Here is a 26,837-nt window from a genome sequence, read left to right on the forward strand (position 1 = left end):
TGGGATAGTCGAAAACTCAATAAACTCGTTGCTAATATAGCTGAAATCCAGAACTTCTTATTTCACTTTCGGCTCCACCAACTGGCTAGGAACGATCCAGATATGTTGTGCCAAATACTGAAGACGACGCTAGGTACAGCCGCGCCGGCGGAGAAATATTTCACTGCAAGTGCGGTCGCAAGCCCTGAGTTCTGAAGCCCGACTTCAAAGGCAATTGTTCGGCGGACTTTCTCGTCAAATCCCAGAATTGCTGACGCGCCGTAGCCGGCAGTTAGTCCGATGAGGTTATGCAAAATCACGACAGGTAATACTAGAAGGTTGATTGCTGCTCCTCTTTCGGCATTCAAGCCAACCACAATCGCAATAACGGCGAGAATGGCTATGATCGATAGGAGAGGTAGATAGTCATTTAGAGCGTCCGTTAATTTCGGCACACAAGATCGCACGAGAATTCCAATTAAAACGGGAGCCGCCACGATCTGTATCAAACTGAAAGTAATTGAATCTATGGGAATATCGACTGTTCGCCCCGCGAGACCGGAAATAATGATAGGTGTTAATACAATGCTCAGGAGCGTGCTGATAGCTGTCATGGAAATCGAAAGAGCGACGTCCCCTTTTGCAATGAAGCACATCACGTTGGATACCGTGCCGCCTGCAACGCAGCCCACCAACAACATTCCAATTTTATAGTCATCACTTAACATGAAAGCTGTTGCAAGCAGCCATGCAGCGATTGGCATAACGGTAAATTGCAATAAAACGCCTACTGCGATAAATCGCTTAACGGTGAGGACTCGTGCAAAATCTTTTATTTGTAAGCTGAGCCCCATACAGAGCATAATGAACATTAGAAGTGGAGTAATGAAAACTGCACTCCCTTTGAAATAGCTCGGATTATGATAGGCAATCAGCGAAATTGCGATCGCCCAGGCTGGAAAGAAGCGGATGAATAATGACATGGTGGTCTGCCCCATCGATGTGTCCCCAAGAGAATTGTTAGTTCCGGCACATAAGTGACCACTCACGTTGTCACAAAATTAGCGTATGGTCGGGGAAATAAATTTGTCAAGTTTTGTTAAATTGCGCAAATAATTCCTGTAAAATATTTAATGCAATTCTATTGTATTGCTGAAATTGTGGAAAATTGCGCATTTATTTTTCTTGTTGGGGTTTGTGCAAAACTTTTTGCCAAAAAGTCACAATGTGCGGCCGTATAAAAAAGTCCAATCGCTAATTATTCAACATCGTTATATCTTTTGCGGTTGTGAGGAGGGGGCATAGCGTTGGTGAATGTGTCAGATTTATCTGGTATCTGGTATTCATAAGTAATTCTGATACATCTCTCTCTTGGGTTGCATTGTTGGGCTGAAAGCTTCAGTCTGATCATAGTATTCTGAGGGGGGGATTCATGAAACAGCGCCGTATATATTTAGAGCATATCCAGTTTGGCTCGCTGTTTAAGCTCTTTTTCAGTGCTATGATGTGTTGCACTTTTCTGTTTGCATGTCTGTTGGCGACTGTAGCATTAATTTCTCCAGACAAAATATCAATTCAAGGTAACAGAGCAGAGACAAGTTGGGAGGCGTTAATGGTCGTTCCATGGGCTCTGTTGGTGGGGGCTTTGAACGCTGTCATTAGTAGTTTAGCTGGAGCATTCTTGTTTAGAATGGTAGGCAAATTCGTTCACTTTGGTGAACTTAACTATGATGAGCATGCCAGCAAAGCTCTGACCGAGAATGAAGAGATAAACCCAAGAACCGAAAATAGGTCTACTCATTCGGCTTATTGGAAGCAGAACATCTTGCCAGACGGCGCGAAACAAGAGACATAGCAATTACAAAATTAATCAAGAAACGTGGAAAGGGATCATTCCTGAACGCCGCGTTTGAATTGTGAGAATTGCTATGACTGACACGCCTCCAGATCGCCTATCGCTTGATCCTCGTTCTGAACACTTTAATGCTGACGTTATTCAACGCGGTGTTGGAATTCGTTTTAAGGGTGTGGAAAAAACGAATGTTGAAGAATACAGCGTTTCTGAAAAGTGGATCAAAGTGTCAGTTCCCAAAACACTAGATCGTAAAGGTCGCCCAATGCAGATGAAGCTGCAGGGTGAAGTGGAAGCATATTATCAGGATGAAACAACAGAGTAGACCTTCAAAATAGGTCTATTGTGATTTAAGAATTGAAAAGCACCCCTTCGATAATGAAGGAGTGCTTTTTTGTTTGTCTGGCATAGAAGATCAACCTAAGCGCGTTTCTCAATATCTATTGATTGCGAGACGTTTTCATTCGCTTGAACGTGTAGTCTTTCTATCGACTTAAAGTCTTCGATTGAGTGCTCGTGCAAACGCTCTTGCAGGATCTCATTAAAAGAATGAATTAGAGCGATAGCGCCCGCTGGGTTCGTGGCGGCACGCGTAGACATTTCATCTGCTAGTGACTGAACGATTTGCTGAGCATTCGTTTTCTTCATTAGCTTCATTTTCGCTACAGCTAATTCTTGGGCTGCTTCGTTTTCGATCTCGTCTGGGCTGAGATAGAAAGGCTTGGGTTGAATTTCGAACAACTGCTTTTGCGTTATCCCAGTTGCATTCCTTGCACGTGCAAGCGCTGTCGGGCCAACATCGAGTAAGAATGCTTGTGCAACACCTTTTCCATTATCAAACTTGGTTGGTGAGCCGAGCGTTTCGTAATGCATGTCTACGCGCTTCATTCGTTCTATGAAGTCTGGATCGCATACTGTCGAAACGTGAGAGATTCCGCGAGATACTGCAAATTCTTGAACGCCGATAATTGTTTCGCGGGCAATTCTTATGGCGCGGTTGTAGTCTTTTCCACGGCGATAGCGGGATGCGATTATCCAACGGGTTAAATCCCAAATTTCTTCGCTTTTGGGGGCATTACCTTCAACATAATCAGAAAGCTTGTCTGCCAAAAGGTTTGGGCCGGTTGATGGGTTGAGCCGATATGCGGATGCAACGCGGCCTTCAAAGTCCAAATTAAGGAGATAGACCACATCACCATCATCAAATTCATCGGTTTCTTTTCCATTGATGCTTTGGAGGGCATCCCATCCTTGAGCTTCGATGAAGTAGTCATGCCGCATTCGGAACATTTCATCCAATTGGGCTCCGTAAAGGTGTTGGTTTTCGCCGGTTACAACGTGGATCATTTTCGAATTCCCTCTATTCTAAATTGCAACTTATGCGAGTAATTTTTGTTAATCAAGAATTAATATATATTTTAAGTTGTAAAAATGAGAAGAGATATTCGTTCAAACAAAAAGCCGCTCACAATTATTACGAACGGCTTTTGAAATTAAGTTTTGTAATTCTGAGGTTTAACTGCTTTTGATGTCTTTGCTAACTCGCTTAGAAAAGCCCCAAAACGCTCTTTTGGCATCCCACCATGTGGAACCAAAACGAGCATCATTAATTGAATGAGAATACGATTTATACTTGGACTCAGTCAGGATTTCTCCATCCTCACCGTAAACGCTTCCCGTTAATTTTGCGCCTCCAATTGAAACACTTCGGAACTGATCAAGTCCTGGTCGAGTTCTAACCTGCTCATATGTTGGTCGGTTAGGGCTTACGTCTTCGATTACAATATCAATGCGAGATATATCTAGATCGTCTTTCTCGACGGTTTTCATAAGTCTGTAGGTTAGCGCTTCTTCGAGAACGGCTTTCTCTTTTTCTCCGTATGAGTCTTCAAATTCTTCCAAAAGATCTTCGGAATAGGAAATATTGATTTCTTGCGCCAATGCTGTTTGGCTTGCAAAGCCCAATGAAGCCGCACTGATAATACCCACTAGAAAATGTCTCATAGTCATACTCCGTGTGATAAAAATGTATGTGCCTTGGGTATTAGTATGCGTGAAGACTCGACGCTGTAAAAGCCCTCAACGTCAAAATGTGAATAATCGTGAAGATAGAAGATCATTGATTTTGTTCTATAGGACTTTATGCGCAGAGCTTGCGGCAGTTCCTTCACCTGAGGATATCATTAGGCCAATTGTGAATAGGAGAACTAAAAGCACGATCCAGGATACAATATTATTGCGTCTGGATTTCTCAGCATTTTCCTGTTGCGACCACCTTCTGGGCTGAACCCCTTTCCAGACAAAAACAATTTGAGTGGATAACAAAACGCAGACCACATTTAGAAGTACCAATACCGCGGCAGCAATAGCATTTTTAAGGTCACCCGCTCCGAGATACATCGCAGATGCAGCAGACGGTGGAAGTAAGGCGACAGCCACCATCACTCCCACAAGTGATGATGAAAGACCACCAGTCAAAGACAGAGCCGCCGCCGCGCCTGATGCGAGCGCGAGAGCTATTACTTCTGGATTGATATTTGTGCGAGCTATCAGTTCTTCACTTTGCAGATTAATGGGGAATATCATTGCCAATACGAAAACTGTTCCAAAACCGATGCAAAGGCCTGTCACCGCGGTGCGCGCAGATTGAACCATCATTTTGCCAGAGCCTAATGCAGATGAGAGGCTAAATCCCAATATTGGTCCCAATAAAGGAGCAATAACCATTGCTCCGATAACAACGGCGACATTGTTTTCATTTAGGCCGATGGCTGCCACAATAGCCGACAAAATAGTGAGCACTATAAAATCCGTCGTCAGTTTGCTGCCACTCATGACTTCCTCAACTAGAGTTTCACGCATGGCTTGCTTCGGAGATTTTGGTTTTTCGTCTGATTTTTCCGGTTCTGGTTTCTCGTTGCGAGGGAGTGTGGCCTCTACATCAAATAGGCTGAGGCGCCATTTGTCTTTGGTTGAGAACATGTTTTGGGCAGAATCCATCAATGATTGCCCTTCACCATCTTCAAGAAGAACGTGAACTGTCTCACGTTCTTTTTCAGGCTCTTCTTCTCGTGACCAATCTATTGGATCAGCTTGCTTTATCGCCACTTCAACGCGTTTTCGGTAAGAGGCAGGATAGGTGAGCTTGATGTTTTTCATCTGCTACCCCTTTGTAAAATGAATGTATGAAGTTCTCGAAATTTGGATTGTTAATCGATTCTAGCAGCCAATAAACTTAGCGGTAATACGACTTTCCGTATTTCATCACCCAAAGCGGCAATTGCTTGTTTCTCAATATCATCCAATGCTTTTTCGTGACCATCAATTCTAGCTTTTTTATGGGCAGACCAAGACCTGATGAAATGTGCCAATTGCGCTGGAGACCAACTTAATTCGCATGAAAAACTAGGAGTAGAAATTGAATCGAAAGGCATTTTGAGCTCTTCTTTTGAATAACCTCGCATGCAGATATAATTCCCTTCAGACCAATACGGCTCGATAATTTCTTCAATAGGTGTGATCAGAATTTTCTGAAGATCAGGGGCCACCAGAGGCAATTGATAACACCATCCACAAAAGAACGCGTTGGGTTGGGCTACTCGCTTAACTTCGTTCCAGAATAGCGAGAAATCAAACCAATGAAGTGCTGTGGCAACCGTTATTGCATCGACTGAATTGTCTGGTAGACCAGAGTTATGAGCTTCGCACACAGAATATGAAATTCGTTCATTTTGTTTGGCGTGAGCAATTTGGTTGGCATCAATGTCAGTTGCGTGTGTGTGCGCAAATTCTTGTGCCAATGACATCGCAGCTTGACCAGAGCCTGTTCCGACATCCCAAACGGCGTTGCGAGATGGGGATTGTTCGGCGATCCATTCAAAAAGTGTTTTGGGATAGGATGGTCTCGCGGCGGCGTATGTTTGGGCCTGTGACCCGAAAGAAACTGCATTTTCCATAAATTGAGGTTATTTCATCAGTATGGAAAATGCAATCATAGGGTTAGTTGGCCAAGTGCTCCACCATTTCAATAATAGCGTTAGTGAGTGTTTTGATCTCGTCCGATGTGGTTGAAAAAGAGGGTGAAAGATAGAACACATTGCCAAGTGGTCGTATAAACACTCCATTGTCGATAAAGCGTTGGCGGATTGCGGCAAGATCGAAACTTTCGACAAGCTCAACCGCTGCCACTGCGCCTCGAATGCGCACTTCTTTGATATCTTTGCGTGCTTCAAGTGGGCGAAGTTCTTTTTCAAATTGCGCTTCTATTTTTTTTACTCGTTCAAGGGTGTTTTCTTCTTCCAACAAATCAATGCTTGCCATTGCGACAGCGCAGGCAAGTGCGTGGCCTGAAAATGTGGGGCCATGCATGAGTGCCTTATTAGGATCATCATCGTGAAAAGCTGAATAAACTTGCGTCGTAACAGTTGTAGCTGCCAAGGGTGTGACGCCCCCAGTCAGCGCTTTTCCCATTGTCATGATGTCGGGTGTAACATCTGCAGCGTTGGCGGCGAACATGTGGCCTGTGCGGCCAAAACCTGTGAAGATTTCATCGAAAATCAAAAGAGTGTTGTGCTTGTCGCAAACCTCTCGAAGGTATTGAAGTGCTTCTGGAGGGTGCATCTGCATGCCGCCTGCACCTTGTATGAGGGGTTCTATCATCACGGCTGCAATGTCATTGCGGCTGCCCAACACGTCATCAAGTGCATTACGGCTTTCTTCATCGGTAGGAACATCAAGAATTATCTGTTTATTCAGTGCTGGGCCAAATAATGAATGCATGCCTTCTTCTGGGTCACAGACGGACATGGCGGCGAAAGTATCGCCATGATACCCACCATTAAATGCTACAAATTTTGTGCGCGTCTTACCTGTTGTGTTCATCCAGTACTGAACTGCAACCTTCATTGCGACTTCAACTGCAACTGAACCAGATTCAACAAAGAAAGTGCGCGAAAGGTCACCGGGAGTTATCTTGGCTAGACGAGTCGCTAATTCATATGCAGCTTTATGACCTAATCCGCCCAACATGATATGTGGCATAGTGTTTAGCTGGTTAACTAATGCATCTTTCAACTTGGGATGATTATATCCGTGTACGTTGGTCCACCAACTGCCAATTCCATCTATTAATTGTGTACCATCTTCTAGATAAATGGTTGCGTTTTCTGTATGAGAAACAGCAGCCGGTTTGGGATTGGTTTGCATTTGAGTGTAGGGAAGCCAAATGTGATCCAGACCTGTTTCAAGCCAGTCGATTTTGGATTTTTCTGAACTCATTTGACGCACTTTCTATTACAATGAATGTCAGGCTATCTTGCCAACATTCCGCTTTAAACAATCGAGGCCTGTTATTTCTAGCCAAATTGATGAATTGAATGCATTTGCGCAAGCAAAACTCGATAAATTAGCCGCAAAAGATTTAAAACGTGGGTTGGTGCCGACAACCCGCGGAGTTGGTTGTTCGGTCGTTCGCGATGGTGAAGCTGCGATATCTTTTTGTGACAATGACTATTTAGGATTATCGCAAAACCCTCGTGTTGTCGCGGCTGCAGGAGCGGCGGCTATTCGCCACGGCGCAGGTGCAGGGGCGTCTCGTTTAGTATCTGGGGATAGCCCGCTAAATCATGAGCTTGAAAGCATGATCGCCCAAATAAAAGGTACGGAAGCATGCCGTGTTTTTGGATCTGGTTATATGGCAAATCTGGGCGCGGTGCCGTGCTTGGTAGGGGACAAAGATCTAATTGTAATGGATGAGTTATCTCATGCTTGCATGAGAGCTGCGGCTCAGCTTTCTGGCGCAGAAGTGCGTATGTTCAGACACAATGACGTAGCAGATGCGCGTGCCCAGCTGGCGAACGGTCCCGAGCATGGACGTATTCTGTTGATGACGGAAACAGTGTTCTCCATGGATGGGGATTTAGCACCATTGCAAGAGCTTCAGGCTTTGTGCGAGAAATTTGGCGCATGGATGATGACCGATGATGCTCACGGTTTTGGTGTGATTAAACAAGAAAACCCTGCACTTATTCAAATGGGAACATTGTCCAAAGCCGTAGGTGTTTATGGTGGCTATGTATGTGGGCCTGCTGCTTTTGTAGAATTGATGATTAGCCGTGCAAGAACGCTAGTTTTTACAACTGGCCTGCCACCGCAAGTATTGGGGGCGGCAGTCGAGGCGGTATCGATTATAAGGGATGATACGCAACTTGCTAAAGATGTAATGTCTAAAACAACTGCATTCACAAACGCGCTTGGGTTGCCGAAACCATCGAGTACGATCGTGCCCATTCTTTTGGGTGAAGCAAGTGTTGCATTGGACGTTCAGGCGAAATTGCTTGAAGATGGTTTTCATGTGTCTGCAATTCGTCCGCCGACAGTTCCTGAAGGTAGTTCGCGTCTGCGTGTGGCATTCTCTGCCGCTCACGAACTTGACGATGTCTTAGCTCTGGCCGAAAGTCTAAAAAAACATCTGCCTAAAGATGTATTAGAAAAATAGACGGGACATAAGGATGAGTAGCGTATTCATCACCGCCACAGGGACGGAGATCGGGAAGACATTTGTTGCCTGCAAGCTATTATCGCAATGGAAAGAGCAAGAGAAAAATCCTCATGCAATAAAGCCATTGATGAGTGGTTTTGGTGAAGGTGATTTGGCTAATTCTGATGCTGGCCTTTTATTGAATGCTATTGGACAAGATGCGACGCCTGAAAATGTGAACCGCATTTGTATGAAGCGATTTGAAAAATCGGTTGCACCCAATCAAGCCGCGCGGGAGCTTGGGCAATCATTGGACTATGACGACATATTGGCGTTCGTAAATTCTCGGGTTTTGCTTGCGAATGGTGCTCCAACAATCGTTGAAGGTGCGGGCGGGATTATGTCGCCAGTTACTGATGACAAGTTACACGTTGATTTGATCTCGGATTTAGCCATGCCGGCCATTTTAGTTACGGCAAATTATTTGGGTTCTATTAGTCATACACTTACAGCTTTAGATGTTATGGAGCGAAGAGGTATTCCCGTTGAGCGCGTAATCGTAACACGTCCGACACTGGAGCATGGAGAGCCACAGGCATTCATAGATGAGATGTCACGTTGGAGTAATGTATGGTTTGAAAGCACCTAGTTTCAAGGTCCGTTTTCGGCGAGACGATATCCTGAAGCTGGATAAAGTTCACCTCAAATAGAAGGTTGTACTTATGACATTTCAGGTATCAGGATTGCCAGTGAGTTCTTATCAGGAACTTTTTGATTTGGATGATGTAGCTTTAGCGAAAATTCAAGCTGAGCGCCGAATTGCTACTGCCTTTCCAGGAGCTCCATGTCGAATTAGTTTGGAAGATGCGCAAGTGGGAGAGGAATTGATTCTTGTAAACCACGCGCATTTGCCGGAAACCTCTCCTTATCAGTCACGTCATGCGATTTATGTCCGTAAAGGCGTTGATCAAGCTGATTTGAAAGTGGATGAAATTCCTGACTTCTTTAAACATAGAGATATTTCTGTCAGAGCGTTTGATGCCAATCACATAATGGTCGATGCGTGTGTTGTTCCCAAAAATGGAGATGTTAAGTCGGTGGTAGATGCATTTTTTGAAAATGAAAAAGTAGATTATATTCATTTTCATTTCGCAGCGCCTGGATGCTTTGCAGCGAAGGCAATTCGAAATTAATTGCTGTTATCGAACATGGTTTGTGCAAGTTCCAAGCGATTTTCACCAACTTGCTCAGCCGTGACAGCGCGTACATTCGCTAATTCAAGGCGCGCCTTTTGATCAGTGAGACCGCGTTTTCTGAGCAAAAGATATACTATGAAGCCTGTGCGGTGAATGCCAGCTGAGCAATGCACATATACTTTGTCTTTTTCTGATAGTTTCTGTAGAAGAAGGTAATCAAAAAAGTCATTAATATTAATAGTTTGTAGGATTTCTGGTTTGCCGCCTTCAATAGGGAAATGTAACCAGCTTGCTCCAATCTCTTTTGCGATTTTTGCAATGTTTTTGGGTTGTTCATTGTCACCAAGCAGGGTGAGAATATGTGTTGTTCCCATTTCTTTGATGGCATCTTTAGATTTCTTGCCTGGGCGGGGACCTATCAAAATCTGGAAGTTCTTGAGCATATAGAGAAATTAGCCTGATTATTTGTGAAACTCCACAAAAAATCGAACTCGTCCCGTCATTCTTACGAAATGAGTCAGTTGAGGTTCGATAATTATATGTTCGCCTTCAGATATAGTATATTCAAATTGTTTCGATTGCGCTTCAGATGCAGGCACAACATAATCCAAAGCGCCTTCTAAAACATGCAGTTTACCCCACACATTGGCTTTGGTGTTGTGTTCGTTGATCAGTTTGTTGGGGACGGTTTCTTCGGTGAAAACATCTGTTTTGGCGTATGGTTTTACGTAATCGGGTAATATCGGTTTCATGTTGAATACTTTTATTGAGAAGAAATGGGGCCGGGAATTTTATCTAAGCCGAACATGGCTAGTTGCAGGCTTTTGGCGATGCGTTCAGCGCGTTCGTAAAAGTACAACACGGCACCGGGGCTCGGTGCTGTTTCTTCTAAGGTCTTTTTGAAGAGGCCTAGCCATTCTTCAAAATGTGGTGGGCGTACTTCAGTTAATTGCATATGTGCTGGAACAGGGCGTCCGGAATATGTTCCGCTGTTCAGGGCAACGGAGGACCAAAATGCCTTAAGCTTGATGAGGTGTTCATCCCATTCATCCCCAATCTTTTCATTGAAAATAGGCCCAAGTGTTTCATGCTGTCGTATTGATGCATAAAACGTATCGACGAGCAACGAGATGTAGGCGTCGTCAATGCCCATGGCAGCAGCGTTGGCTTTTATTTCAGCGCGCCTCTCGTCTGCTGTTCTTTGAATGCGTGTCATTTGCATAAACTCCTAATTTGGCAATCAAGTTAGCAAACTTCACAAGATCATCCCACGTGACGATTTGGCCGTGGGACGATCTGTCACTTTCTATGACTAAGCTGAAAGCTTCGTTGTAACCGTTATGAGTTCTTGAATGACGCTGGTGAACAATGGAAGTTGGTTATCTTCTTTCAGGCGGCCAGTTTCATCAAAAGCTTGAAAGCCGTGTCCTATTGCGGCTTGTGTTGGAACAACATGAACTCCAAGGTTTCCAAGATACATGCGAAGAGGAACTAATACACGCATGCCCCCCAAAGCACCTGGAGAGGTTCCTGCTATAGCAGCGATTTTGCCTTTGAACGGCACCCATTTTGGTTCGGCTTCCGGGCTGGGGCGCGTGATCCAATCCAGCGTATTTTTTAAAAGTGGAGAGTAAGCGCTGTTATACTCTGGAGAAGCGATAAAAAAGCCATCATGATCATTGAAGAGCTGTTTTAGCTTTTGAGCATTTTCGGGCATGCCGTTTTCCGCTTCAAAATCTTCACAAAAAATAGGAAGCGGATAGTCTTTAAGGTCGATGAATGTGGCATCTGCGCCCAGTTCATTGGCAAGGACGCTGCCAAACTTTGCTAGTTTTTTATTGCAAGATTCTTTGCGTGCGCTTCCCGCGAGAAAAAGTAATTTGGCCATGGCGTGAGTTTCTCTTTCAATTTGGCAGGAAGACGACTTCCTAGTGTATTTAGAATGTTTCAATTTTAATATGATGAGCTTTTTCTAGCAATCAACTGGCAATTTCGAAGTTTTGAAATTTGTTTCATTTGAACGCGGTAATTCGTTCAATTTGGTGCAATCTACATGGAGAAAGTGTGAATGTGCTGATCAATTGAGTGTGCTTAAATTGTCACTCTAGTGCAATGAATACAGCTAAAAAGAATAGATAACTAGGCAAAATCAATGAATATGTGATGTGAACTGCTTTGTGAATGATAAGTTAGTTTACGGTTCAGGTTGGCGTGATAGGTGTCTGCGCCGCTTTTTTGTTTTAGAGCGGATGTTAGGATTTTTATTATGAAAAACGTTTTATTTTCAGCTGCTTTAGTGGCTAGCGTATCTGGAGTGGCTCAAGCTGAAGAAGCCAAATCTGGTTGGACGGGTGAAGGTCAACTCAGTGCTGGGCAAACTTCTGGTAACACAGACACTCGCGATATCGGCTTGGGGATCAAGCTAACCAACACAGTCGGGAAATGGGCTGTCGGCGGTGATCTATCAGCTGACTATGGCGAAATTGATGGGGAAGAATCCAAAAATCGTATTTTCGGTGCGCTCAATGTAGACCGCGCGTTTAATGACCGTTTGTTTGCGTTCGGAAAAGTATCGCATGAACGCGACGAGTTTACAGGATTTGATTCTCGTTCATTCTTAGGTGCAGGCCTTGGATATCACGTTTTGACTGGCGACAGTACTACTTGGACAGTTCGTGGTGGCCCTGGTGTGAAATATGATGAAGTTAAGCCAATAATCGAAAATGGTATTGTTACAGCTGAAGCTGATAGCGTGACTTCATTTTCTGTTCTTGCTGGTTCAGATTTTTCACACGCATTCAATGACAGTGTAACTCTCTCAAATACGACGGGTGTTTTGTATGCTGAGGAATCTACTCAGATTTCCAACGTGTTGGCTGTAACATCTAAATTTAGCGATGCTTTGTCGGGCCGTGCTTCTTATGAAGTTCGCCACGACACAAACCCTCCTGCAGGATTTGAGGAAACTGACACTGCGACGCGTCTATCGCTCGTGTACGGTTTCTAGTTTCCAACTGATTGAAATACAATTGGTGAGCGCAGTATCTTAGGGTGCTGCGCTTTTTTATTATTGTATTATTTAATTTATTTGTTAAATAGCTAAATTATGAAAAGTACAAACATAATCCTCCTCAAAGCGCTGAGCAATGAAAGTCGACTTCAGATTTTGGAGTGGCTGAAAGACCCGGAAGAACATTTTGAGCCACAAGTCGATGGGGACTTGGTGTTGGATGGAGTGTGCAGTGGGCGCATAGCCGACAAATTAGAAGTCAGTGCGCCCGCTTTGTCTGCGCACATGAAATTGCTTGTCGACGCCGGGCTTGTTCGAGGCAAAAAGATTAAGGGTTGGGTGTTTTACAAGCGCCAAGAGGTGGAGATCTCTCGTTCGATGGCTGATCTTTCTCAAACCGTCTAAAGGGCTGCGCTATGAATAAAACCGAAGAAATCAGTTTGATAAGTGAAGCAGACGAAAGTGCTAGAAACTATCTGAAATCTATTGAAGATAGGCGCGTATTTCCTGACCAAGCGGCGCTTTTAAATTTGGATCAACTAGGAGGTAAACTATCCAATGACGGTGCTGATTCATTCGAGACTTTGAATTTGCTGGCAAGTGTTGGAGAAGCAGCAACTGTCACTTCAAATGGGCCCAATTATTATGGCTTTGTGATAGGGGCGACTCTGCCAGTTGCAGCAGCGGCAGACAGGTTGGCAGCTGCTTGGGATCAATGTGCATCTAGTCATGTTAACTCACCTGCGATGGCGAAAATAGAGAAGGTAGCCGGAGAATGGTTACTTGATGTATTAGGGCTACCTATTGAATCAGGAGTTGGTTTTGGCACAAGCGCTACCGCGTGTGGAATGTCATGCCTGGCAACCGCTCGCGCTGGTCTTTTACAAGCTCAAGGATGGGATGTAGCCGAGCAAGGGTTAGCGGGTGCGCCGGTCATTCGTGTCGTAGTGCCAGAAACAGTGCATGTCACAGTGAAAAAAGCATTGAAATTGCTGGGCTTTGGAATGTCCAATGTGGAATATGCCACTGTTGATGATCAGGGGCGTGTTGTTCCAGAAAAATTGCCTCCAATAGATGCTCAAACCATTTTGTGCCTTCAAGCTGGTGAGGTTAACACGGGGGAATTTGATAGATTTGATCAAATTATACCGGCAGCCAAACGGGCGGGTGCATGGGTCCATGTTGATGGCGCGTTTGGATTGTGGGCACGGGCATCGCGACAAAAACGGAGTTTGACCGAAGGGGTTGAATTAGCTGACAGTTGGACAACAGATGGGCACAAGTGGTTGAACACTCCCTATGAAAGTGCTGTCGCTATCTGTCGGAACAAGTCGTTATTGGCCAAAACATTGAATGCAGATGCTGTTTATTCAACGGCTGAAGATGACGCGCAGAAAAATATCACTTTGGAATTTTCACGCAAAGCAAAGGGATTGGGGTTTTGGGCTGTTTTGCGAACACTCGGGCGTGATGGCGTTGAAAAACTGGTAGATCAATACTGTGATCACGCAATGGAAATTGCAGCTGGTGTAAAAGAGCTGGGTATAACGGTTCATAATCGCGTCGTTCTAAATCAGGTTTTATGTAGTTTAGAAACAGATGAGAAAACCCGCGAATTTCTTGATGCAGTTCAAAGGAGTGGCGAGGTTTGGTTTGGGCCAAGTGTTTGGAAGGGGCGACCAGTATTTCGCATAAGTGTGTCATCATGGCGGACGCAATCGTACCACGTTAGAAAACTGTTATCGGTTATCGACCGACATCTTTAATTCAATGTTTATTGCTCGTTTGGGTAAGGCGCTTGATCGCTTCTGTTTTTACGAAATCCACGGCTGGAGCCAATTCGTTTAGCTTTGCATCTTCGTTTCCATATGCAGTTTCATGGAATACGACCTTGGAACCTGTGCCATTGGGCATAATGGAAATAGACCATGTAACGGTCACATCAAGATCTTTTAAAGGGCCAAAAGGGGCATCCAAAATCAAACTTTTATTGGGTTCAAATGAAGTGATGGTTCCGTGCAGGACTTCTCCTGCTTCCCATTTTTCAAGCCACTTCCCGCCAACTTCCAATGTCAGAGACAGGTTTTGAGATGAGGATGAGTATGTGTGATCTGGGTGCCACCATGTTTCAGGATGAATAAGTCTATCCCATAACTCTTCAGGTGAGAGCGAAGTTTCTGCTTCTTGTTTTAAAGTGTATTCTGATGGAGATGAAGACAGGACCTCAGCCTGAACAGGCGTGCTAATCAAGGTAGAAAAAACGAGGAAAGCACCAAGTTTCGTTTTATTGAAATACATAGTGTTTTCCTCTTTCATGCTAAGCGTTTGAAAGCTTGGCTTGTTTCAGTTCCTTTTTAGACAATTGGCGTTTGGTTTTTACTTTAAAGCCATCTTGCCTACGCCAATTGTGAGTTTGCAAGGATGTGTATAGTTCATCAAGCCCTATTTCATATCCACTTTCACTAATTGGACGACCAGAAAGCTCGATTTCGTACCAAATTTCTTCAAGTCGAACTCGCCATTTAAATCCATCGAGATGAATTATAAATGGGTGTTTTTGATTGAAAGCCTTTCTGCGTTCATTTTTATAAAAATCCCGACGAAATGTGACACCAAATTTGCGGCAGGCTTCGCGTGTTTCTTTGATCGTGCCATCACTGGGATCAACATAAAGCTCGGCAAACCAGTTTTTTAATTCAACCAATCCACCCCACTTGGTGTTGCTATAGAGCATGCCTCTAGGTGAGATTTTGACTTTGATATATATGAAATCTTCCACATGCTCGCGCACATGCATTTTAACTGTGCTACCAGTATCTAGATGTTCACATATTTCGCTGAACACATCATTCCATTTGCGTCCTTTTTGCTTGTGTAGATAGCGCTTTAGTGGCGCAAGGTTTTCATTGAGATGCTTGGTATAGCTTGCCTCGAGCATCATACGGTGCCCGGTCACGCGTTGGCGATCGGGACATTTATCATACCGTGTTTTTGAGCGCGGCGCATGACGGCTGGCCCAACGTGGTCGGTTGATGATGACTTTAAACATATCCTCACGCATCACAGCCTCCAACTTGGGAGGTGTGGCCAAGGATTGGTTCAATGAATAAGTGTGAATTTAGATGCGGGAATGCATCTGCGTTGGAATTGCCCATAAGGGATAAACCCGTTTTTTGAGAAGAATTTTAGCTATGATTTTAAGGGCGATCGTCTGCATCATTTTCTCCTTTGGTCTGGGGTTAGCAATTCAATATAGTCTATCTCACGCCATTATGGCTTTTTCTTGGTTGAGATATCGAGATTATTGGTAGGACCAATATTGAGTAATGGTTCAAATTGGTTGACAATAAGGTTAGCTCGATTAGCGTTGTGAGCTGGGAGTATTAACGATGATCGAGAAAATATATAAGAGCTTGGCAATTGTTTGTGTCACTAGTGTTATTGCCTTGCCTGTGCATGCAGAAAAGCAGAAGCCGCCCTTTGAGTTGAGTGATTGGTATTTAGGATTGCCTATCGATGAAAATGGCGATGGCAAGTCTGATAATATCAGTGAAAAACAATTGGCTGCCGGTTGGACCGATGATCGTTTTTTCTACTATTCTGAAGATGGGGGTGTTGTCTTTAGAGCGCCGGTCAGAGGTGCCCTTACATCGTCGAATACTAAATATGTCCGCACAGAGTTGCGAGAAATGTTGCGCCGTGGAAATACAAAACATTCCACACAAGGCGTGGGTAAGAATAATTGGGTTTTATCTACAGCTCCGAAAAAAACACGCAAAAAAGCAGGTGGTGTGGATGGAGAACTTACGGCCACGCTTGCGGTAAATCATGTGACAACAACGGGTGAACCTCATGAAATCGGGCGTGTGATTATTGGTCAAATTCATGGCGAAGATGATGAGCCCGTGAGAATTTATTATAGAAAATTGCCCGGCAATGAGCGTGGTTCGCTGTATTTTGCGCATGAGCCTAGAGGTGAGGAAGATGTATATTACGGCTTGCTAGGCAGCCGCGAGGATGATGCGCCCGACCCTACAAACGGGATCGGACTGGGGGAGAAGTTTTCCTATAAAATTGTAGCTTTCGGACATGCGCTTGAGGTGACCATTTCTCAAGATGGAAAAGTTATCGGTCGTAATCGCGTGGATATGAGTGAGAGCGGTTATGATGATAAGAATGAATATCTGTATTTCAAAGCCGGTGTTTATAATCAGAACAGAACTGGCGAAGCGGACGACTATGTCCAAGCAACATTCTATGAGCTCAAAAATTTGCACGTAAAACCTTGATTCCGCAAAATAAGTCATTTGCGTACTATTGATTGAAATTAGATAAGGCCTCATTGATTTTCATCGGTGAATATCTGAGTTGAGGTGCCGTTATGTCTATAGAATTAAAAGCTTTCGATTTTATCGAGGATGTAGAAAATTCAATAGACGAAGAAAGCTTGGCCAAAACGATTCAAATGGGATTTGAAGAATTCGGTTTTGAATCAGTCGTTGCTTTGAAACTTCCAGGTCCTAATGAGACTATGGAAGATAACATGTATATAAACTCAAGAAATAGTGAGTTTGCTACCGTGTATTTCGAGCAGGACATGACAGGTTTTGATCCTGTTGTTGAGCAGTGTGCAAACAGTTTTAGTGCTTTTACATGGTCTTCTGCTTATAATGTAAGTGATATTAAAGGGGCTGAAAAAGTTCATTCTTTGGCCCAAGATTATAAGATGAAAGACGGAATTGCTATTCCAGTGCCTGTTTTGGGAAGCTTTGGTGTATTGAGTGCTTCAACAACTCAATCGGATATATTGCCAACGCAATTCCACGCTGCCTCCCTTTTGGGGATGGCCGGGATGACTAAACTTCTGACATTTGAGAGGCAAAAGAAACAGCGAAGCGTTAAATTGTCTCCTCGAGAAAAAGAAATTTTGCAATGGGTTGCTGTTGGTAAAACAGATCGCGAGATTGCAGAAATAATGAGTTTGTCTCCGAATACCATTCGTAACCACGTTGAAAACATCAAAGTTCGTATAAATGCACCAAATAGAACTGCTGCCGCGGTGAAAGCACTGGTGGATGGTTTAATTCATCTTTGATGAGATTAGTAGTTTTCTACTATATCGATTTTTCCATCATATTTGTAATGTGATTGTGTCCTGGGATTGTGGGGGACGAGGCAATTGTTTTTTTGGTGACTGCACAGATGTGTCAGTACCGTTTGATTGTCTAATTGCACTTGTTTTTAGACAAGTATATCGTTTGGCCTCTCATAGAAACGTTTCTATGTAAGAGGAGTTTTCGGTGGATAAGGCGCAAGTCCGAAAAATCATACATGTTGATATGGACGCTTTTTTTGCGTCGGTTGAGCAACGAGATAATCCGAACTTGCAGGGCAAACCAGTTGCTGTTGGGGGGAGTGAAGCCAGAGGCGTTGTTGCGGCTGCTAGTTATGAAGCTCGCAAATTTGGTGTTCGTTCGGCAATGCCGTCAGTGACGGCAAAGAGAAAATGTCCCGAACTGATCTTTGTGCCTCATAGGTTTGATGTCTACAAACAGGTCTCCGCGCATATTCGTGAAATATTTTCACGACATACTGATTTGATAGAGCCATTATCCCTAGATGAGGCTTACTTGGATGTAACAGAAAATAAGCTAAAAATTGATTCCGCAACCGAGATAGCGAGTATAATTCGGCAAGCTATCTGGGAAGAGACAAATCTCACTGCATCCGCTGGCGTGTCATACAATAAATTTATAGCCAAACTTGCATCAGATCAGAACAAACCCAATGGGCAATGTGTAATCGCTCCTCATCAAGGGCCCAGCTTTGTTGCGAGCCTGCCGGTGCGTCGTTTTCATGGAGTGGGGCCGGTCACAGCAAAAAAAATGGAGCGGTTAGGCATTTATACTGGGGCTGATTTACGAAAAGCTGAATTAGCTTGGTTGAAAAAGAATTTTGGATCTAACGCTGAGTACTTTTATGGAGCTTCGCGTGGAATAGATAATCGTCAGGTTAAACCAGATAGAATTCGAAAATCTGTGGGAGTGGAACGAACCTATTCTGAAGATTTAGTTGGAGATGATGCCATCCATGATGCAATAGAGAAAATTATCACCATGTTATGGGAACGAATCGATCGAACCCAATCCATCGGATACACTCTAGTTTTAAAAGTTAAGTACTCTGATTTTAAACAAATCACGCGCTCACACACTCACCCCCAAGCAATAGGAGGTGAAGATGCCATTCGAAGAGCAAGTAAATTATTGCTCAAAATGCTTCCGCAGCCACCAAAGCCAATACGACTCTTAGGTTTGACATTGGCTGGGTTAGAAGAGAGGGAAGAAGAAACCGGCAGCGGGCAATTAAGTTTGCCTTTTTGAGTTTTATTTCTTTTTGCGTTCTTCTTCTTTCATTTTTTTCCAGTCTTTTTTCATCTGTTCTTCTTCAGATGTTGTGACTTTATCCACGGCAGCCCCTGCGACTTTGAAGGGAGCTTTGACGGTGCCTTCTACGACGTTGCCAGCGACTCCAATAGCAGTTGATACACACCCTGTTGAGGTGATGAAGCCCGCGCAGACAAAGACTGTAGCTAAAGATCGTTTCATGCAAATTGCTCCCAATTGGATAATATGGAGACTAAATCATGTTGTGGTTAACAGCAATAAAATGGCTGAAATTGAATTGCTATGAGTGTTCAGTTCATTGAGGCAGAGGGTGATCAATCACATTCTTCTTAGCTCGATAATTTAGCGACACCCCTGACGGTAATATTGAAAATAGGTTAGACTGTTTCAATTCACATCACATTTCTTGTGAATACTGACGAATTAATTCCCTTTACGAGTCAGGCTTGAAAGGAAGTCTAAATGTCGAAATCTCCAAAAACATCAAAGATGGGTGGTTATATAGATGAAACACTGGATTTTAAGCCGATTAATATAGCGGTGTTGAGTGTAACTTCTGTTGCATCAATCGAAGAAGATGTTTCTGGTAGTGCTTTGGCAGATGGAGTTGAAGTTTCGGGGCATGTGCTAGCAGATCGAAAAATTATCGATGAGAACCAGACAATTATTGAACATATAGTCGGTAGTTGGATCAATGACCCTGGAATTGATGCGATTATTGTTTCTGGTGGAACTGGACCCACTCAAAAAGATATCACGCTAAATGCGGTTCGTCCTTTGTTGGAAACTGAACTAGAGGGGTTTAACTCTGTTTGGCATTCAATCGGGCTGAAAAAATTTGGATTATCTACCGCGCTATCTCGGGTTTGTTTAGGCGTCGCAAATTCATCAATTGTGTTCTCAATTCCCGGGGGAGAACAGGCGTGTATTATGGGGTGGAACGATGTTGTGTCATCAATGTTGGATTCACGCTACCGCCCCGCCAATTTGATCGATTTGATATCAAAATAGTCCGATTAAATGAGTTCTATTAAACTCAACTCGTCTCAATTGAAGTGTTTTTCTAAATTAAAACGGTGAAAATCCTTCTAAAACCGAATGTTTCTGATTTTTAACAGTAACGATCATTTTGAGTAGGTGATCGATCAATGGTTTGTTTCTAGATCTATTTGTTTTCATCACCGAGTGAGTGGGGCCTTATAAAGTATGGTTTGACTACATGTCTTGTAGAATAGGGGGTTTTAGGTTCTGTTCTTCCTTGGATACTCGCTTGTATTGCGTCCTACGGTTGAAGTTGAATTTTATGAAACTGTACAATTCGCCTCAATAGATATGTGTTGAAATTTGTTGCTTATAGGACGCGATTTTCAAAAAAAGAGGGATAAGAGCCGCTAACATGCAGTAAGAAGTGTCGCTTTTCAGTAAAAAAGAGTGTATCGGGGTTAACGGAATGCGGGGCGACCGCGTTCTTGATTCTTGAATTTGCATTGCCTAATGCGAATTCTAACGTACCTCAGCTTATAGGGGATGGGTATGAAAAAGGCACTATTTTGCGCCACTGCGGCCGCCGCATGTATGTCGGCACCATTTGTGGCTCACGCACAAGAAGATGATGGCTGGTATGGCCGTGTAGGTGTTGGAATGATTGCAGACGGGACCTTTGACCCTGATGCTCCTTCAACTAGCTCTACAGGTCAACTGGGTGGAGATGCGAGTTCGGATTCCGATGCAGTCCTTTTGGGTGCGATCGGTTATGAATTTGCTAACGGCTTTCGCTTGGAAGGCGCTCTAGATCACCGCAACACAAAGCTATCCGTAAGCGACTATTTTATTGGTACGCAATCAGGATTGGGTCCAGAAGGTAATGGTTCTCTTCGTGGAACAACTTTGATGCTTAATGCATTAAAAGAGTTCAACAGCGAAGGAGATGTACACCCATACATTGGTATTGGTGCAGGTGTTGCTACATTAAGCGCTCGTGCGTCTAACTTGTATAATGCGACTAGCGGAAATGCAGTGAACGGTCTAGATGACTCGGACACAGGATTTGCTGGAAACATTCTTGCAGGTATAAACATGGATCTGACAGATCGTTTGTCATTTGATGTTGGATACAAATTCCTAGCAACTGATGAATTTGAATTTGCTGGAAAAGACGCAACATATGAAGGTGAATACCAAGAACACTCAGTTATGGCTGGGTTGAACTTCTTGTTTGGTGCGCCAGCGGCTCCACCTCCGCCACCACCACCACCACCTCCGCCTCCACCACCTCCGCCTCCACCACCTCCTCCTCCTCCTCCACCTCCACCTCCGGAGACTTTGGTTGAGACGGCTCCAGTAATTAACTGTGCTGCTCAGTCGCAAGACTTTGCTGTTTACTTTGAGTGGGATAGTTCAGTTCTTACTGGTCCAGCTCAAGAAGTTGTGAACAGTGCTACGCGCCGTGCTCTAGAGAACGGTTGTGCGGTATCAGTGGCAACAATTGATGGTTACACAGATACTTCAGGTAACAGAGCATATAACGCACGTCTGTCTGCACGTCGTGCGGCAGTTGTTCGTGATGCACTTGTTGCACGCGGAGTTGATGCATCTTTGGTTTCTACAGATGCTAAAGGTGAAGAAGGCTTAGCTAAAGCAACAGCTGATGGCGTTCGCGAGCCTCTAAACCGTCGCGCTCAAATCGTGCTTACGGTTCGCTAGGTTTAGCAAACTAATCTAATAATTGGCCCGGAAACTGTTTTGTTTTCGGGCCTTTTTTTATTGAACTATTTTAAAATCAAAAAAATTGAATATGTGGAATATCTTAAGGTGTTCATATTCTTGAAAATTGATATGCTGATTCCAACTTAAAATTTTGGATTGCCCAATGGCAAGAAATCACAAAGCTCCACGAAAGCCTTCAAAGGGTTCTGGAGCTAAAAAAAGGTCTGCGACTTTTGCTGCGTTGGACCTTGGTACGAATAATTGTAGGCTGCTAGTTGCAGAACGCACGGGAGATGGATTCCGGGTGCTGGATAGTTTTTCCCGAGTCGTGCGATTGGGGGAAGGTTTAGCCAATACTGGAAAGCTATCTGACGCCGCTATGGATCGAGCTGTCGCTGCGCTGAAAGATTGTAAAACAAAGCTCAAAAAATACAATAATTGTCAGGTTAGATGCATCACGACGCAAGCCTGTCGGGCAGCGAGTAATGGTCCCGCTTTTTTGCAGCGTGTGAAGCGTGCAACTGGAATTAAGCTTGAAACGATCAGCCCAAAAGAAGAGGCGAAACTTGCGCTCTTGGGGTCTCTTGATTTGGTGGATGAGACTAAGGATTTTACTCTTGTTGTTGACATTGGAGGTGGGTCAACAGAGCTGAGCTGGGTTGATGCTAGGGCAGCCAAACGAAGAGGAGTTTCTGGTTGTGCTCAGCGGCCTCCTATTCTGGGGTGGGCGTCTTTCCCTGTGGGGGTGGTCACTTTATCAGAGATGTTTCCTGAAAAAAGTCCCGAAGAAGATCCAGATTGGTACGATGATCTAGTTCAGTACGTTATGGAATTGCTGAATGAGAATGACGCAGCTAAGCGGTTTGGGCCTTTGTTCAAAGCTGGGCGTGGTCAGATGTTGGGAACCTCGGGAACCGTCACTAGTTTGGCAGCTGTGCATTTGGGGTTACCTAAGTACACACGTGCTGCGGTTGATGGAAAATGGGTTTCTCAAGAAGGGATGGAAGCAGCAAGGGATAAGTTGCGATATGCTTCTCGGGAAAAACGAGCAACGGAGCCATGTATTGGGCCCGATAGAGCTGAACTTGTACTCGCAGGGTGTGCTATTTTAGATGCGGTTTGGCAGATTTGGCCTTCAGAGCGGTTGAGAGCAGCTGACCGAGGTTTGAGGGAAGGTGTTTTGCTATCTTTGATACATGGCAAAAAACCGAGTAAGAAGAAACGCAAGCGTGGAAATGGAAAACCTAAGCCTACTGAAGGTGAGAAAGTTGAAAACAAGGCTGCACAAGAAATACAAGCGCCAATACCTGAAACCACCAAATAAATGAAATGAACGGATAAAGTTCTTTTTTAGAGATTTTGATGACTGACAAGAAAACAGAACGTTCGAAAACTGAAGACGGTAAACGTCGATGGAAAGGCCCAAGTGCGGCTGATGCCGAACGCGCGCGTGAGAAAACGTTTAATACTAAAAAGAAAATCAAAAAGGGTGGCATCACCAAAAAGTCGTCAAGAGCTTGGATTGAGCGTCAATTGAACGATCCATATGTGCGGCGGGCTCAAGAGGCTGGGTGGCGCGCTCGAGCTGCGTACAAATTGCTGGATCTGGATGAAAAATTTGGCCTCCTTAAAAACACTCAACGTGTTGTTGATCTTGGATGTGCGCCGGGCAGCTGGACTCAAGTTTTGATGCAGCGAGGAGCTCACTATGTTGTAGGGATCGACTTGTTACCGGTTGAACCAATTGCAGGTGCGCACCTTATCGAGGGTGATGTAAATGATCCCGAAGCGATGAAGGAAATGATGTCGGCGCTGCAAGGCAAACCGACTTTGGTTTTGTCAGACATGGCGGCGGCGACAACTGGTCATAAGCAAACAGACCACATTCGAACGGTACAACTTGCTGAAATGGCCGTACAGTTTGCTATCAACAACTTGGAAATTGGTGGAAATTTTTGCACTAAGGTTTTCCAAGGGGGAGCACAAGGTGACCTCAAAGCCTTGATGGACGAAAATTTTGCTGATGTCCGGTATTGGAAGCCGCCTTCATCTCGTGCAGGTAGTCCTGAGATGTTTGCGGTTGCGTTGGGTTTCAAGCAAACCAAAAAACGTTAATTCGCGTCAGAATTGAAAGATGGTCCTTTTCTCAACACATGGGTAAAAAGGCGAAAAGAAATGCCCTCATTTTCAATTTGGGGGCTTCACATATGTGGTAAGCTCCATTATTAGGCCAAAAAGGGAGCTTCATCCATGAAAATTCGCCAGGCCATTACGTTCGATGATGTTCTACTCGAGCCAGGTCCTTCGCAGGTTCTTCCTGCACAAGTTGGAATCAAATCCAGACTTACAAAAAAAATTGAACTAAACGCACCAATTCTGTCCGCAGCGATGGATACAGTGACTGAATCTCCACTTGCTATAGCAATGGCGCAAGCGGGTGGTATCGGTATTCTGCACAAGAACATGACGATCGAAAAGCAAGCGCAGCATGTAACGCGCGTGAAAAAATTCGAAAGTGGTGTCGTTGCAGATCCTGTTATGCTGACGCCCGATGCAACATTGGAAGACGTTAAGCGTATCAAGGATGAGTACGGCTTTTCAGGTATTCCAGTAGTTGAGAAAAAAGGTGACGGTAAAGTTGTCGGTATTATCACAAACCGTGATGTGCGTTTTTCTGATGACTTAAACATTCCTGTCTCTGAGTTGATGACAACTAAATTGGTGACAGTGCGCGAAGGTGTCTCGCAGGATGAAGCGCGTAAATTATTACATCAACACCGTATTGAGCGACTGATTGTTGTAGATGACAAAGAGCGTTGTGTTGGTCTTCTAACGGTTAAAGATATGGAGAAAGCCGCATCAAACCCAAACGCGGCTAAAGACTCTCAAGGGCGCTTGCTTGTGGGGGCTGCAACCGGTGTTGGAGCTGATGGTATCTCACGTGCTGAAGCTTTGATTGAAGCTGGCGTTGATGTGGTGGTTGTTGATACCGCACATGGCCATTCGGCAGGTGTTTTGAAAGCTGTAGAGCAAGTTAAGAAAATGTCTGGTGATACTCAAGTAATCGCCGGAAACATAGCAACTTATGATGCTGCTAAAGCACTGATCGATGCAGGTGCAGATGCAGTGAAAGTGGGTATTGGACCAGGTTCAATATGTACAACCCGCATTGTCGCTGGTGTTGGTGTTCCACAATTGACAGCTATTTCTGACGCTGCAAAGGCCGCAGCCGATTCTGGTGTGCCGGTCATTGCTGACGGTGGAATAAAATTCTCTGGTGACTTTGCAAAAGCGCTAGCTGCTGGAGCAAACTGTGCAATGCTTGGTTCTATGTTGGCCGGTACAGATGAAGCGCCGGGCGAGGTGTTCTTGTTCCAAGGACGTTCATATAAGTCCTATCGAGGAATGGGTTCTATTGGAGCGATGGGTCGCGGTTCAGCTGATCGATATTTCCAAGGTGAAGTAAAAGACACAATGAAGCTTGTGCCAGAGGGGATTGAGGGGCAAGTGCCTTACAAAGGTCCTGTAGGCGCAATTCTTCATCAGGTGATTGGTGGTCTTCGCGCAGCGATGGGTTATGTGGGTGCCGCTGATATTGCTGAGCTGCATGATAAAGCACGCTTTATTCAGATTACAGGTGCTGGATTACGTGAAAGCCATGTTCATGATGTGAAGATGACACGTGAAGCGCCAAATTATTCTTTCACTAGCAATTAGCGTTTTTGAAATTGAAAATAGCATTGAGGCCGAAGATATTATCTTCGGCCTTTTTTGTTTGCGGGGTAATCATTTCAATAGTAACTTGCAAAACGATACCTGCTGAAATAACTTGTTTTAATAGATTCAATTGCCAGGCCAGATAGGCGTCAAATGGCGATGGATAAAAAGCAAAGAAATATCGGGGAAGAGAATGTCTAAATCAGTATATATATTAGGTGGTGCACAAACGGACTTTTCGTTTAATTGGACACGAAATGATCGTAGCCTTTTCGATATTTTTTCTTCTGTAGTTCAAAGCGGGCTCGAAAACACCAAATTGGCACCCAAAGATATTCAAGTGAGTCATGTTGGAAATTTCGTTGCAGAACTTTTTGCGGGTCAGGGGATGTTGGGGGGATTTTTCGGTCATGTTCATCCTGACTTTTCGGGAATGCCTGCATCCAGACACGAGGGAGCCTGTGCATCTGGCTCATTGGCGGCCTTGGCTGCAATGGCTGATATAGAAAGCGGTCGTTATGATTTAGCCTGCGTCGCCGGTGTTGAGCTAATGAGAAATGTGTCGGGTGATATTGCAGCTGATCATTTGGGGGCTGCGTGCTGGCGAGGTGAAGAAGCAACTTCAGCACAATATGTTTGGCCGCATATGTTTTCAAATCTCGCTGCAGTCTATGACCAACGTTACGGATTGAAATACGAGCATTTGATGGGAATCTCGAAAATCAATTTTGAAAATGGTGCGCGAAATCCAAATGCGCAGACCCGAAAATGGAAGTTCACAGATAGTAGTTTTACCGCTGATGCTGAAGCCAACCCGATCATTGAGGGGTGGATGCGACGTCAGGATTGCGGTCAAGTGACGGATGGTGCAGCAGTCGTTTTTCTTGCATCTGAAGAACGAGCAGTTGAATACGCGAAAGCACGAGGCCTTACGTTGGAGGATCTACCGCGTATCAAAGGTTGGGGACACACAACTGCCCCCATGTTGTTTGAAACCAAGATGAAAGAAAGCGAAAACCAAGAGTATGTTTTTCCTTGGGTACGAAAGGCGATTACGGATGCTTATTCACGAGCAGGAATTGTGGGCCCCGAGCAACTTGACGCAATAGAAACACATGATTGTTTTTCTGTGACGGAATACATGGCGATTGAGCACTTTGGCATCACCGCTCCAGGTGAGGCTTGGAAGGCAATTGAAGATGGCAGAATAGCATTTGACGGCAAAATCCCAGTTAACCCATCTGGAGGATTAATTGGGTTGGGACATCCAGTCGGTGCGACGGGTGTACGTATGCTGTTGGACTCATACAAGCAAACAACTGGTACCGCTGGTGATTACCAAGTTGAAGGTGCCAAGACAGTCGCCACTTATAATGTTGGAGGGTCAGGCACGACAAATTGTTCATTCGTGGTGGGAGTGGATTAGCTTTTAATCTTGAATTTAGACGAAGATACCGCGCAAAAAATGGTATGTACCAGTCAAATCGTTGAT

General features: G+C 44.4%; 30 protein-coding genes. 17 read left to right on the forward strand and 13 right to left on the reverse strand.

The window, feature by feature from the left end:
- Positions 1 to 62 precede the first annotated feature (62 nt).
- Positions 63 to 977: a bile acid:sodium symporter family protein gene (locus F551_RS0104370; RefSeq protein WP_018996268.1), complete on the reverse strand. Its 915-nt coding sequence runs from the start codon at positions 975 to 977 to the stop codon at positions 63 to 65.
- Between the two features lie 434 nt (positions 978 to 1,411).
- Here F551_RS0104370 and F551_RS0104375 point away from each other — a divergent pair, with 434 nt between their 5' ends.
- Together F551_RS0104375 and F551_RS0104380 are read left to right on the forward strand one after the other, a co-directional pair.
- Complete coding sequence (locus F551_RS0104375) at positions 1,412 to 1,834, forward strand: hypothetical protein (RefSeq protein ID WP_018996269.1); 423 nt, start codon at positions 1,412 to 1,414, stop codon at positions 1,832 to 1,834.
- 73 nt (positions 1,835 to 1,907) lie between these two features.
- Positions 1,908 to 2,156 (forward strand): DUF3297 family protein, encoded by a 249-nt coding sequence (locus F551_RS0104380; RefSeq protein WP_018996270.1) that lies wholly within the window; start codon positions 1,908 to 1,910, stop codon positions 2,154 to 2,156.
- Positions 2,157 to 2,251: 95 nt separating this feature from the next.
- Here the strand turns inward: F551_RS0104380 and F551_RS0104385 are convergent, their stop codons facing one another.
- The 5 genes from F551_RS0104385 to F551_RS0104405 form a co-directional block, all read right to left on the reverse strand.
- Positions 2,252 to 3,178, reverse strand: coding sequence for an acyl-homoserine-lactone synthase (locus tag F551_RS0104385; protein ID WP_018996271.1), 927 nt, complete (start codon positions 3,176 to 3,178; stop codon positions 2,252 to 2,254).
- Positions 3,179 to 3,346: 168 nt separating this feature from the next.
- On the reverse strand, positions 3,347 to 3,835 hold the full coding sequence (locus tag F551_RS0104390) for a hypothetical protein (RefSeq protein WP_033404604.1): 489 nt from the start codon (positions 3,833 to 3,835) through the stop codon (positions 3,347 to 3,349).
- A gap of 126 nt (positions 3,836 to 3,961) precedes the next feature.
- Positions 3,962 to 4,990 carry a TIGR00341 family protein gene (locus tag F551_RS0104395; protein WP_018996273.1) on the reverse strand — a complete coding sequence of 343 codons (1,029 nt, stop codon included), beginning with the start codon at positions 4,988 to 4,990 and terminating at the stop codon, positions 3,962 to 3,964.
- A gap of 50 nt (positions 4,991 to 5,040) precedes the next feature.
- Positions 5,041 to 5,787 (reverse strand): class I SAM-dependent methyltransferase, encoded by a 747-nt coding sequence (locus F551_RS0104400; RefSeq protein ID WP_018996274.1) that lies wholly within the window; start codon positions 5,785 to 5,787, stop codon positions 5,041 to 5,043.
- Between the two features lie 43 nt (positions 5,788 to 5,830).
- On the reverse strand, positions 5,831 to 7,108 hold the full coding sequence (locus F551_RS0104405; RefSeq protein WP_018996275.1) for an adenosylmethionine--8-amino-7-oxononanoate transaminase: 1,278 nt from the start codon (positions 7,106 to 7,108) through the stop codon (positions 5,831 to 5,833).
- Between the two features lie 37 nt (positions 7,109 to 7,145).
- Here F551_RS0104405 and F551_RS0104410 point away from each other — a divergent pair, with 37 nt between their 5' ends.
- The 3 genes from F551_RS0104410 to F551_RS0104420 all read left to right on the forward strand — a co-directional run bounded on the left by F551_RS0104410 (position 7,146) and on the right by F551_RS0104420 (position 9,502).
- The gene (locus tag F551_RS0104410; RefSeq protein WP_018996276.1) at positions 7,146 to 8,327 is read left to right on the forward strand and encodes an aminotransferase class I/II-fold pyridoxal phosphate-dependent enzyme; all 1,182 of its coding nucleotides are present in this window, start codon (positions 7,146 to 7,148) and stop codon (positions 8,325 to 8,327) included.
- Positions 8,328 to 8,340: 13 nt separating this feature from the next.
- The gene (bioD, locus tag F551_RS16225; protein WP_018996277.1) at positions 8,341 to 8,958 is read left to right on the forward strand and encodes a dethiobiotin synthase; all 618 of its coding nucleotides are present in this window, start codon (positions 8,341 to 8,343) and stop codon (positions 8,956 to 8,958) included.
- A gap of 73 nt (positions 8,959 to 9,031) precedes the next feature.
- Positions 9,032 to 9,502, forward strand: a complete 471-nt coding sequence (locus tag F551_RS0104420) for a DUF1203 domain-containing protein (protein ID WP_018996278.1) — start codon at positions 9,032 to 9,034, stop codon at positions 9,500 to 9,502.
- Here F551_RS0104420 and F551_RS17070 read toward each other — a convergent pair.
- The 4 genes from F551_RS17070 to F551_RS0104440 all read right to left on the reverse strand — a co-directional run bounded on the left by F551_RS17070 (position 9,499) and on the right by F551_RS0104440 (position 11,393).
- Positions 9,499 to 9,948 carry a protein-tyrosine phosphatase family protein gene (locus tag F551_RS17070; protein ID WP_018996279.1) on the reverse strand — a complete coding sequence of 150 codons (450 nt, stop codon included), beginning with the start codon at positions 9,946 to 9,948 and terminating at the stop codon, positions 9,499 to 9,501. The genes F551_RS0104420 and F551_RS17070 overlap by 4 nt on opposite strands.
- An 18-nt stretch (positions 9,949 to 9,966) precedes the next feature.
- Complete coding sequence (locus tag F551_RS0104430) at positions 9,967 to 10,257, reverse strand: DUF1971 domain-containing protein (protein ID WP_018996280.1); 291 nt, start codon at positions 10,255 to 10,257, stop codon at positions 9,967 to 9,969.
- 11 nt (positions 10,258 to 10,268) lie between these two features.
- A complete protein-coding gene (locus tag F551_RS0104435) occupies positions 10,269 to 10,721 on the reverse strand; it encodes a group III truncated hemoglobin (protein WP_018996281.1) in 453 nt (150 codons plus the stop codon).
- A 96-nt stretch (positions 10,722 to 10,817) separates the two neighbouring features.
- Complete coding sequence (locus F551_RS0104440) at positions 10,818 to 11,393, reverse strand: NADPH-dependent FMN reductase (protein WP_018996282.1); 576 nt, start codon at positions 11,391 to 11,393, stop codon at positions 10,818 to 10,820.
- 378 nt (positions 11,394 to 11,771) lie between these two features.
- On the opposite strand from F551_RS0104440, the gene F551_RS0104445 reads away from it, so the two are divergent.
- The 3 genes from F551_RS0104445 (at position 11,772) to F551_RS0104455 (ending at position 14,281) form a co-directional block, all read left to right on the forward strand.
- Positions 11,772 to 12,512 carry a DUF481 domain-containing protein gene (locus F551_RS0104445; RefSeq protein WP_018996283.1) on the forward strand — a complete coding sequence of 247 codons (741 nt, stop codon included), beginning with the start codon at positions 11,772 to 11,774 and terminating at the stop codon, positions 12,510 to 12,512.
- 99 nt (positions 12,513 to 12,611) lie between these two features.
- On the forward strand, positions 12,612 to 12,920 hold the full coding sequence (locus F551_RS0104450; protein WP_018996284.1) for an ArsR/SmtB family transcription factor: 309 nt from the start codon (positions 12,612 to 12,614) through the stop codon (positions 12,918 to 12,920).
- An 11-nt stretch (positions 12,921 to 12,931) separates the two neighbouring features.
- The gene (locus tag F551_RS0104455) at positions 12,932 to 14,281 is read left to right on the forward strand and encodes a pyridoxal phosphate-dependent decarboxylase family protein (RefSeq protein ID WP_018996285.1); all 1,350 of its coding nucleotides are present in this window, start codon (positions 12,932 to 12,934) and stop codon (positions 14,279 to 14,281) included.
- A gap of 1 nt (position 14,282) precedes the next feature.
- On the opposite strand, the gene F551_RS0104460 is transcribed toward F551_RS0104455, so the two are convergent.
- The gene (locus F551_RS0104460; RefSeq protein WP_155825761.1) at positions 14,283 to 14,813 is read right to left on the reverse strand and encodes an SRPBCC family protein; all 531 of its coding nucleotides are present in this window, start codon (positions 14,811 to 14,813) and stop codon (positions 14,283 to 14,285) included.
- 19 nt (positions 14,814 to 14,832) lie between these two features.
- Positions 14,833 to 15,576, reverse strand: coding sequence for a hypothetical protein (locus tag F551_RS0104465; RefSeq protein ID WP_018996287.1), 744 nt, complete (start codon positions 15,574 to 15,576; stop codon positions 14,833 to 14,835).
- 328 nt (positions 15,577 to 15,904) lie between these two features.
- Between F551_RS0104465 and F551_RS0104470 the strand changes: the two genes are divergently transcribed.
- The 3 genes from F551_RS0104470 to dinB all read left to right on the forward strand — a co-directional run bounded on the left by F551_RS0104470 (position 15,905) and on the right by dinB (position 18,898).
- Positions 15,905 to 16,804 (forward strand): polysaccharide lyase family 7 protein, encoded by a 900-nt coding sequence (locus F551_RS0104470; protein WP_018996288.1) that lies wholly within the window; start codon positions 15,905 to 15,907, stop codon positions 16,802 to 16,804.
- A 92-nt stretch (positions 16,805 to 16,896) separates the two neighbouring features.
- Positions 16,897 to 17,610 carry a helix-turn-helix transcriptional regulator gene (locus F551_RS17075; protein ID WP_018996289.1) on the forward strand — a complete coding sequence of 238 codons (714 nt, stop codon included), beginning with the start codon at positions 16,897 to 16,899 and terminating at the stop codon, positions 17,608 to 17,610.
- Between the two features lie 205 nt (positions 17,611 to 17,815).
- On the forward strand, positions 17,816 to 18,898 hold the full coding sequence (gene dinB / locus F551_RS0104480) for a DNA polymerase IV (RefSeq protein WP_018996290.1): 1,083 nt from the start codon (positions 17,816 to 17,818) through the stop codon (positions 18,896 to 18,898).
- A 3-nt stretch (positions 18,899 to 18,901) separates the two neighbouring features.
- Here the strand turns inward: dinB and F551_RS0104485 are convergent, their stop codons facing one another.
- Positions 18,902 to 19,123 (reverse strand): hypothetical protein, encoded by a 222-nt coding sequence (locus F551_RS0104485; RefSeq protein ID WP_018996291.1) that lies wholly within the window; start codon positions 19,121 to 19,123, stop codon positions 18,902 to 18,904.
- A gap of 261 nt (positions 19,124 to 19,384) precedes the next feature.
- Between F551_RS0104485 and F551_RS0104490 the strand changes: the two genes are divergently transcribed.
- The 6 genes from F551_RS0104490 (at position 19,385) to F551_RS0104515 (ending at position 26,771) form a co-directional block, all read left to right on the forward strand.
- Positions 19,385 to 19,933, forward strand: coding sequence for a MogA/MoaB family molybdenum cofactor biosynthesis protein (locus F551_RS0104490; protein WP_018996292.1), 549 nt, complete (start codon positions 19,385 to 19,387; stop codon positions 19,931 to 19,933).
- Positions 19,934 to 20,455: 522 nt separating this feature from the next.
- Positions 20,456 to 21,625 carry an outer membrane beta-barrel protein gene (locus F551_RS0104495; protein ID WP_018996293.1) on the forward strand — a complete coding sequence of 390 codons (1,170 nt, stop codon included), beginning with the start codon at positions 20,456 to 20,458 and terminating at the stop codon, positions 21,623 to 21,625.
- Positions 21,626 to 21,791: 166 nt separating this feature from the next.
- Positions 21,792 to 22,952 carry a Ppx/GppA phosphatase family protein gene (locus F551_RS0104500; RefSeq protein WP_018996294.1) on the forward strand — a complete coding sequence of 387 codons (1,161 nt, stop codon included), beginning with the start codon at positions 21,792 to 21,794 and terminating at the stop codon, positions 22,950 to 22,952.
- Between the two features lie 38 nt (positions 22,953 to 22,990).
- Positions 22,991 to 23,743 carry an RlmE family RNA methyltransferase gene (locus F551_RS0104505; protein WP_018996295.1) on the forward strand — a complete coding sequence of 251 codons (753 nt, stop codon included), beginning with the start codon at positions 22,991 to 22,993 and terminating at the stop codon, positions 23,741 to 23,743.
- A 135-nt stretch (positions 23,744 to 23,878) separates the two neighbouring features.
- Positions 23,879 to 25,345 carry an IMP dehydrogenase gene (guaB, locus tag F551_RS0104510; protein ID WP_018996296.1) on the forward strand — a complete coding sequence of 489 codons (1,467 nt, stop codon included), beginning with the start codon at positions 23,879 to 23,881 and terminating at the stop codon, positions 25,343 to 25,345.
- 193 nt (positions 25,346 to 25,538) lie between these two features.
- Positions 25,539 to 26,771, forward strand: a complete 1,233-nt coding sequence (locus F551_RS0104515; RefSeq protein WP_018996298.1) for an acetyl-CoA acetyltransferase — start codon at positions 25,539 to 25,541, stop codon at positions 26,769 to 26,771.
- Positions 26,772 to 26,837 lie beyond the last annotated feature (66 nt).

Source organism: Hirschia maritima DSM 19733 (assembly GCF_000378345.1).
In the GTDB taxonomy this organism is placed as follows: Bacteria; Pseudomonadota; Alphaproteobacteria; order Caulobacterales; family Hyphomonadaceae; genus Hirschia; species Hirschia maritima.

Coding starts and splice junctions, on each gene's coding strand:
- F551_RS0104370 (WP_018996268.1), bottom strand. CDS start 977: ATGGGGCAGACCACCATGTCATTATTCATCCGCTTCTTTCCAGCCTGG.
- F551_RS0104375 (WP_018996269.1), top strand. CDS start 1,412: ATGAAACAGCGCCGTATATATTTAGAGCATATCCAGTTTGGCTCGCTG.
- F551_RS0104380 (WP_018996270.1), top strand. CDS start 1,908: ATGACTGACACGCCTCCAGATCGCCTATCGCTTGATCCTCGTTCTGAA.
- F551_RS0104385 (WP_018996271.1), bottom strand. CDS start 3,178: ATGATCCACGTTGTAACCGGCGAAAACCAACACCTTTACGGAGCCCAA.
- F551_RS0104390 (WP_033404604.1), bottom strand. CDS start 3,835: ATGAGACATTTTCTAGTGGGTATTATCAGTGCGGCTTCATTGGGCTTT.
- F551_RS0104395 (WP_018996273.1), bottom strand. CDS start 4,990: ATGAAAAACATCAAGCTCACCTATCCTGCCTCTTACCGAAAACGCGTT.
- F551_RS0104400 (WP_018996274.1), bottom strand. CDS start 5,787: ATGGAAAATGCAGTTTCTTTCGGGTCACAGGCCCAAACATACGCCGCC.
- F551_RS0104405 (WP_018996275.1), bottom strand. CDS start 7,108: ATGAGTTCAGAAAAATCCAAAATCGACTGGCTTGAAACAGGTCTGGAT.
- bioD (WP_018996277.1), top strand. CDS start 8,341: ATGAGTAGCGTATTCATCACCGCCACAGGGACGGAGATCGGGAAGACA.
- F551_RS0104420 (WP_018996278.1), top strand. CDS start 9,032: ATGACATTTCAGGTATCAGGATTGCCAGTGAGTTCTTATCAGGAACTT.
- F551_RS17070 (WP_018996279.1), bottom strand. CDS start 9,948: ATGCTCAAGAACTTCCAGATTTTGATAGGTCCCCGCCCAGGCAAGAAA.
- F551_RS0104430 (WP_018996280.1), bottom strand. CDS start 10,257: ATGAAACCGATATTACCCGATTACGTAAAACCATACGCCAAAACAGAT.
- F551_RS0104435 (WP_018996281.1), bottom strand. CDS start 10,721: ATGACACGCATTCAAAGAACAGCAGACGAGAGGCGCGCTGAAATAAAA.
- F551_RS0104440 (WP_018996282.1), bottom strand. CDS start 11,393: ATGGCCAAATTACTTTTTCTCGCGGGAAGCGCACGCAAAGAATCTTGC.
- F551_RS0104445 (WP_018996283.1), top strand. CDS start 11,772: ATGAAAAACGTTTTATTTTCAGCTGCTTTAGTGGCTAGCGTATCTGGA.
- F551_RS0104450 (WP_018996284.1), top strand. CDS start 12,612: ATGAAAAGTACAAACATAATCCTCCTCAAAGCGCTGAGCAATGAAAGT.
- F551_RS0104455 (WP_018996285.1), top strand. CDS start 12,932: ATGAATAAAACCGAAGAAATCAGTTTGATAAGTGAAGCAGACGAAAGT.
- F551_RS0104460 (WP_155825761.1), bottom strand. CDS start 14,813: ATGTATTTCAATAAAACGAAACTTGGTGCTTTCCTCGTTTTTTCTACC.
- F551_RS0104465 (WP_018996287.1), bottom strand. CDS start 15,576: ATGCGTGAGGATATGTTTAAAGTCATCATCAACCGACCACGTTGGGCC.
- F551_RS0104470 (WP_018996288.1), top strand. CDS start 15,905: ATGATCGAGAAAATATATAAGAGCTTGGCAATTGTTTGTGTCACTAGT.
- F551_RS17075 (WP_018996289.1), top strand. CDS start 16,897: ATGTCTATAGAATTAAAAGCTTTCGATTTTATCGAGGATGTAGAAAAT.
- F551_RS0104485 (WP_018996291.1), bottom strand. CDS start 19,123: ATGAAACGATCTTTAGCTACAGTCTTTGTCTGCGCGGGCTTCATCACC.
- F551_RS0104490 (WP_018996292.1), top strand. CDS start 19,385: ATGTCGAAATCTCCAAAAACATCAAAGATGGGTGGTTATATAGATGAA.
- F551_RS0104495 (WP_018996293.1), top strand. CDS start 20,456: ATGAAAAAGGCACTATTTTGCGCCACTGCGGCCGCCGCATGTATGTCG.
- F551_RS0104500 (WP_018996294.1), top strand. CDS start 21,792: ATGGCAAGAAATCACAAAGCTCCACGAAAGCCTTCAAAGGGTTCTGGA.
- F551_RS0104505 (WP_018996295.1), top strand. CDS start 22,991: ATGACTGACAAGAAAACAGAACGTTCGAAAACTGAAGACGGTAAACGT.
- guaB (WP_018996296.1), top strand. CDS start 23,879: ATGAAAATTCGCCAGGCCATTACGTTCGATGATGTTCTACTCGAGCCA.
- F551_RS0104515 (WP_018996298.1), top strand. CDS start 25,539: ATGTCTAAATCAGTATATATATTAGGTGGTGCACAAACGGACTTTTCG.